The 6775-nt window shown below is 46.1% G+C and carries 4 protein-coding genes and 1 pseudogene; 3 read left to right on the top strand and 2 right to left on the bottom strand.

The window, feature by feature from the left end; genetic code table 11:
* Both IM317_RS01610 and IM317_RS01605 read right to left on the bottom strand, forming a co-directional pair.
* Positions 1 to 86, bottom strand: an 86-nt coding sequence (locus IM317_RS01610; RefSeq protein ID WP_309233156.1) for an IS1 family transposase, incomplete at its 3' end; no start/stop codon positions are given.
* Positions 87 to 622: 536 nt separating this feature from the next.
* Entirely contained in the window at positions 623 to 919 is a 297-nt protein-coding gene (locus IM317_RS01605; protein ID WP_017384073.1) for a helix-turn-helix transcriptional regulator, read from the bottom strand.
* Positions 920 to 1777: 858 nt separating this feature from the next.
* Between IM317_RS01605 and IM317_RS01600 the strand changes: the two genes are divergently transcribed.
* The 3 genes and pseudogenes from IM317_RS01600 to IM317_RS01590 form a co-directional block, all read left to right on the top strand.
* Entirely contained in the window at positions 1778 to 5053 is a 3276-nt protein-coding gene (locus IM317_RS01600; RefSeq protein WP_021242119.1) for a P-loop NTPase fold protein, read from the top strand.
* Between the two features lie 204 nt (positions 5054 to 5257).
* Positions 5258 to 5587 (top strand): hypothetical protein, encoded by a 330-nt coding sequence (locus tag IM317_RS01595; RefSeq protein WP_000140246.1) that lies wholly within the window; start codon positions 5258 to 5260, stop codon positions 5585 to 5587.
* A gap of 114 nt (positions 5588 to 5701) precedes the next feature.
* Positions 5702 to 6709 (top strand): annotated as a pseudogene (locus tag IM317_RS01590) (DUF3362 domain-containing protein); the annotation flags it as partial.
* Positions 6710 to 6775 lie beyond the last annotated feature (66 nt).

The following is a 6775-nucleotide window of genomic DNA, read 5'->3' as shown; positions in this document are numbered from 1 at the left end:
CGCTGATGTCCGGCAGTACTTTTCCCGTTACGCTCCACGCCTTCAGTAGCTGAACAGGAGGGACAGCTGATAGAAACAGAAGCCACTGGAGCACCTCAAAAACACCATCATACACTAAATCAGTAAGTTGGCACCCTTACCCTGTATAGGTACTCTCTGTTTTTCGTGGCCTGCCTCGCCCACGAATTTCGCCAGTCATGACTTTGCTCCTGCATTTTATTAACGGAAAAGAATAAGTGATTTTGCGCGGAGGCTTCAATCAGTTTATCCCCGGCGGTGACGAGGTGGCCACCTATGCCGACTGGACAGGGGACTGACTATTGCCATAACGCCATCGCAGGTTGCTTCAGTAAACCTGCTAATCCCGTACAATGGCGAATTCGCTATATCCGCTTCTCGCACTTAGCTGCCATAAATCGGCCAGGCAATCACAGGTCATTTCTGTCTCGCAAAGAAGGTGCCGTTTCTGCTTTGCGTTGACACCCCTAAATATTAGAATTAAAAGGAGAGAGTTACTGGAAAAAGGCAGCGGAGGCAGTGACAATCGTGGCTTGAAGCCACTACTCGATGGATGCGGACATGTAGTTGGCGTCATTCGACAAAACTAGCAAACTTCTAATAGTCACCATTTCTCCCGTCTGGCGGGAGTGCTGTCAAATGCCCCCCTCATCTCTGTGTGGGAAATGAAGGGTGAAGGGGAAATAGATGACAGCGTTATTTCTACGCCCAGAATACTGAATACCTTGTACAGACGATCAATACTGGCGCTAGCAGGGTTTGCTTCCAGGCGGGCATAGGTTTGCTGCGTTACGCCAAGCCTCTCAGACACATCTTTTTGCGTGAAGCCCTTGATTTTGCGAAACCCGATTAGCACAGGTCTGAGCTGGTTCAGCGTTTTTATCGGGAACTGATTATTCATAAGTGACCTGCCTCGCAGACTGAGTAGGGAGTACCGCCCTGTAATACAGCAGGTAAGGTGTATTTTGTGTTATACAGACTATAGGCTGTAAAACCTTTATTGAAAAGATGCTGATGTTCCAGGGGCATGCCGAGCATGGACGATTTTCTGCGGGGCGGTATTTCGCTACGGGGGAGATTGCGTTCGGGCAATGTACCGGTGTAAAAAACGTCAATTTTTCAAAACCGCTGTTATCGGGATAAGCTGAAAACTCCGAAGGCAGACACAGCCACGAATAATGTCAGACTTAAGCTCTGTAGCTGTCTTCTTTTGCCTGTAAATAACGTCTAGTTTGACTCTGATGAAGGCTGTACCAGGCAGAGAACATGTCACTCTCGGGGCCGGATGATAAAATGTGTTCAACTGGCTGGGCAGGGTAATAGCGAAGAACGTTCTCTGAAATTCGATTCAGCTCAGCGTAACGTGCGCTGTAGGTATGTATAATCCATTGCATCAATTTTGCATCCGTATTATTCGCAGATTACACACAAGAAGCTTAACAATGGCTGAAAGAGTGAGCAGGGATATGTAACAAAAACAAGGGCTTCAAGATGAACTGGATAAAACCGGAGCAGAGCAAGCCCTGTTCCGGTTTGTCAGGCTTTGGAATTTCTTCCAGGCCCCTGCAGCTAGTCACAACAAACACATTAATGTTTTCATTGCTTCAATTCAATATTATTGTGTGAAAGGGATTCCATCGAAATCGGCTTATGCATGCTTAAAACTAAACTGCCCCGGCTGCAGTCATTTGGTTGCTGTGGGCTCTGTACTGTGTCTAATAGTGAAAGAATCTTACGTTATAACGAAGGAAATTGCTGAATGACTCTACGATTGCAGACGGAATCACCCGCTGACCAGGATATGTTTAGAGGCAGCAGTCATGAAAAAGTTGCAGAGAATGTGGCTCAGATCATCAGGACACCTGATGTCAATATTATTGGTCTGGAAGGTGAGCTGGGTTCAGGTAAGTCAACAATATTGAAGTTCCTGCAGAAAAAGCTTAAAGATGATTTTACGTTCATTAACTTTGATGCAGAACGTTACCATCATGGCTCAACTAAAAAAGCGCTTATCGATGTCATCCACCACGGGGTCAGCCTACAATGTCCGGGCTCCCGGGATGTGTTGGATAAGTATAAAAATCTGGCTCTGGGTAACATCGTTGAATACGACAAGAGGGTCAGCAGCAGGCTAAGCTGGTTGACCGTCGTTTTTATTTTACTGTCATTGCTTTCCGTGCAGATGCTTCGTTATGTGCTAACAGACCTTAATCAATATTTTACTAACAAGGAGTCATTATTAGGGTGGCTTTTTTATGTTGAGGTGGCCGCGTTTCTTTCTCCTGCCATTATGGTCGCAGGACTGGCATGCCTGCAGAACATGGAATGGTACAGAAAGAAAGGGTATTCGAGTATTGGTGATTTGTTCAAACGCAACAGTACTGACAGGATTGAAGAGACTTGGCTAGTTAATAAGGAGGTCGGAGCTATTGAGCTGGCTGAAGCTCTGCAGGGATTTACCTCCAAAGAGGTCATTTCCCATGGAGATCGCTTCATCCTTATCATTGATAATCTGGACCGAATCAGTGCAGACAAAGTGAAAGAGCTCTGGAGTGATATGGAGCTTATTGCCGGAGCCACTCATGAACACTTCAGGATAGTGGTGCCCTATTCGGCAAGACAGGTTTCAGCCTCACTTTCTGTGGCGGGTTTCAGCGGGCGTGAGTTTATTGCAAAGCGGATTCCTGTAAGTTTTCAGGTTCCTCCTCTTATTTCGGCAGGATGGCAGGAAGCGTTAAGGCAGTACTGGAAAGAAACAGTAAATGAGGATGCAGGGATAGCGTGCCGGGAAGCAACGGTGTTGCTTGAGCGCTGGAAACCCTCTGAGTATCCTCGTATCACACCGCGATTAATGAAGAAGTTTGTTAATGATATTCATATTCTGAACCTTACCGTTCCTGCAACAGAAGATCATCGCCATATTCTTATTGCTCTCTACTTACTGGTGGTCAGATACGGGGAGCGAGATATTAAAGTATTACTTCGCGATCCCAAAGCTAGTCAGACCGAACCCGGTATTGCTCCGGATGATTTTGACGAGATGCTCTCGCTAACTTATCAACAAATATCCCGAATTTTTAATAACGATACAGAAAGATGGAGCGAATTTCTGATGAGCATCCACTATCAGTCCACGGTGGAGCTTGCCAGGAGCGAGTTGCTTGATACGCCTCTTAAAGACGCGATTGGTGCTATAAATATCCCACGGCTTGAAGAACTGACGGCCTTGTGGGGTTTCGCTGAAGCATGGCAGCGAGTGGCACCACATATTCAGATGCGAGACTGGCTGGTTTCTTATAGCCGGATGGATGAGAAGTGTCAGGCTCTCGCCGAACCGCAACTCAAAGTCGCAGTGCAAATGCTGAATCAGAGTTATGCTGTTTCACTCAGAGAAAAGAATGATGAAGGTTTCGTATTGAGTCTGCAGAAACTGATGGCTGACGGGCGGATAAGCCTAGAGCCTTTCGTCGAAAGGCAAATATCGTTTATTGTGAGTAAACTTGATGAAATTCAGGATTCAGAAAAATTGGAGGCTGAATCCACGAAGACGTTGCTGCAGGAAGCTGATTCATACTCTGTTCTGGCCGGTGAATCACTACTGAATAAAATGGAGAATTTTGTAGATGGCGTATTTTATGTGGAATACCTTGTCAATAATGAAGAGACCTTGTCAAACCTGAAAATTGGCACACTAGATATCGGAAATCACGGTCGGGAGGAGATGTTACGCTATGGAGCTGAGCAACCTCAGATAGACCTTTTTAATCCGGGAATTATCCGGCATATCAATATTGCATCGAAGGCGGTACAGAACGTAATTGGAAAGAATGATGGTACAGGTGGGGCTCAGGTTAGCTCTGCAATAATGACGCTTAAAAATCGTCAGGTTGTTGAGGACGTTATCCATTTCAGAAAAATTGTTCTGAGCCCGGACTGGAATAATAATGTTTTAAATCAATATTATCTTAATAATACGGCGACGAGGAATCTCTTCCCTGCGGAATTTGCTGCACAGGCTGTTGCTCACATGGTGCTCCATGGTAACTATGCCGGTATCGAGTCGTACAGTGAACATATTGGTGAGGAACGGTTTGACCTGGCTTTGGCTGCATATCTTCGTTATCTACGTACTGCCGAGAGTATCTTTATAGCACTTAAGGATAAAAATGTTCTGCCGTACATCAAAAATGCTGTTGGCAGGATTGTTGATTTAGGTCTTCTGGTGAATATACCTGTCCTGAGCTTTGTTAAAGGTCAGTATGACGTCATCAAAGAAGCTACAAATGCAACCTCTCTTTTAATATTTGTGCGAGAGCGTCAAAAAGCACTGTCAGAGAAAATAATTGAGTCTGATGTGAATGCTATGGGTCCAGTATTTCTCCATGACGTATATCAGTCAGGTGAGCAGTTTGATATTTTGAAGAAAAAGCTGAACGCCCTGGCATGTGGAGTATTTAGTTCTTCTGAAAGGCTTATTGAGTGTTTTACGGTTCTTCCTGTGAACATGCGCTTTATCCTTGAACAAATGCAACTTCAGGGGCAGCATATCCGGATGGAAGGTAGTGTGGGTATCTTTGCATCATGGTTCCGTGATGCAGAGCCAGACGTTGTCACAAATGCCGAGAACATTCATTTTCTGTGGTCTTGCCTCGACGATACCCAGAGAGAGACTGTACTTGATGAGTTGCACGATGTCTTACTTGAAAGACATATTCGTATTGACAGCCGTATTGCGATTATTACCCGTTTTCATAATGAGTTGTCGTTTATTGAACCTGAGAAGGCCGTTGAACGCAGGGCTATTGCGGCGCTGTTTAGCGCTTCTGTTGATAATGTATTATTGTCTCAATGGCTTGACCGTCAGACGTTTTCATTTTCATCATGGTCTCCGGAGGACGCCCGTACGGCAACGAGTTGTATAATGAATAACTCGGAGATTTTTCCTCTCATCTGCAGGAATTCACAGTATATTAAAAACAGAATGTTACCAGAGAAAGCGGACGTTACAGAAGATAGTGATACGTTTCCGGACTGAGTTCGTTCTTTAAATCCTATACCTGAAGACCACAGCGGTGGTCTTTGGGAGTTTTTTTATTGCCTGATATACATTAAGCATGTTATATCTTGCTAAGAAATAATCATTCAGGGATTAATCATAACTACTGAAGTTATGTTGTGTTCTTTTCTTTTAAAAATAAATTATTCAGATTTATTTTCTATTGATTTAATGAGGTAGGGAATGACAGAAAGTGCTTTGCTTTTGCGAGAGGCATTTAATGAATCGGTTAACTATATGACATGGTCTTTTTATTCACTGATAACTGCTTACGTTTCGATGGCTTTTTATGATAGAGTTGAGGTTAAGACCCGAATAAATAATTATCTGAATAAGTTACTTTTCGTGATTGCTATGTCCGTTTTTATCCCAAATATGTACTTTGTTTCAATGGTGTTCAGTCAGAAGTTAGGCACCGCAGCTGGCGTTGCGTCATTCATTATTGGGCTACTTTTCATGATGTTAAACTCGGCACCTGTAATTACTGGTATCGTACAGCAGCGCAAAGATTGAGTTTTATGAGTATAGTCAGTTGGGTTTTCATCTGTTTTATCAGACTTAGAAAAATGAAATCTTTCAATTCATTGATTTTAAACGCAAAAAAATTTCTAAATGATCAGAATTATAGGGTGCTCGCTCTGCTCTATTACCGAGCACGAAGGGCGCATTATCCAGAGCCGCTCTGAAGATTCGATCATCAATGAGATCGAAGCGATTCGCGACTCGGTTCCGGGCTTTACCGGCGTGATTTCCGACCTTGGCGGCCCAACCGCGAACATGTACATGCTGCGCTGCAAGTCGCCGCGCGCGGAGCAAACCTGCCGTCGGCTCTCCTGCGTCTATCCGAGCATTTGCGAGCATATGGACACTAACCATGAGCCGACGATCAACCTCTACCGCCGCGCGCGGGACCTGAAGGGCATCAAGAAGATCCTGATCGCGTCCGGGGTACGTTACGACATCGCCGTGGAAGATCCGCGCTACATCAAAGAGCTGGCGACGCACCACGTCGGCGGCTATCTGAAGATTGCGCCGGAGCACACCGAGGAAGGCCCGCTGTCGAAAATGATGAAGCCGGGCATGGGCAGCTACGATCGATTTAAAGAGCTGTTCGATACCTATTCAAAGCAGGCGGGTAAAGAGCAGTATCTGATCCCATACTTCATCTCTGCCCACCCGGGCACGCGCGATGAGGACATGGTGAACCTGGCGCTGTGGCTGAAGCAGCGTCGCTTCCGCCTGGATCAGGTGCAGAACTTCTATCCGTCACCGCTCGCTAACTCGACGACCATGTATTACACCGGCAAGAACCCGCTGAGTAAGATTGGTTATAAGAGTGAAGAGGTGGTGGTGCCGAAAGGGGATAAACAGCGCCGTCTGCATAAAGCGCTGCTGCGCTACCACGATCCGAAAAACTGGCCGCTGATCCGTCAGGCGCTGGAAGATATGGGTAAAAAACACCTGATCGGCTCGCGCCGCGACTGCCTGGTACCGGCCCCGACGCTGGATGAGATGCGCGAAGCGCGTCGCCAGAACCGCAATACGCGCCCGGCGCTGACCAAGCACACGCCGATTGTGCATCAGCGTTCGAACGGTAATTCGAGTGTGAAGAAGCCCGTGAAGCGCAAAGCGTAAATAAAAAACCCCGGCGAGCCGGGGTTTTTATGTCGACACGTAGGCCGGGTAAGGCGAAGCCGCCAC

The organism is Enterobacter cloacae complex sp. S3 (genome assembly GCF_014930495.1).
GTDB classification, from domain to species: domain Bacteria; phylum Pseudomonadota; class Gammaproteobacteria; order Enterobacterales; family Enterobacteriaceae; genus Enterobacter; species Enterobacter asburiae_B.
Note: the sequence above shows the minus strand (reverse complement) of the source record. Positions and strands in the feature narration are given on the sequence as shown.

Excerpts from the sequence above, each read along its gene's own strand:
- IM317_RS01600 (WP_021242119.1), top strand. The coding sequence starts at position 1,778 with ATGACTCTACGATTGCAGACGGAATCACCCGCTGACCAGGATATGTTT.
- IM317_RS01595 (WP_000140246.1), top strand. The coding sequence starts at position 5,258 with ATGACAGAAAGTGCTTTGCTTTTGCGAGAGGCATTTAATGAATCGGTT.
- IM317_RS01605 (WP_017384073.1), bottom strand. The coding sequence starts at position 919 with ATGAATAATCAGTTCCCGATAAAAACGCTGAACCAGCTCAGACCTGTG.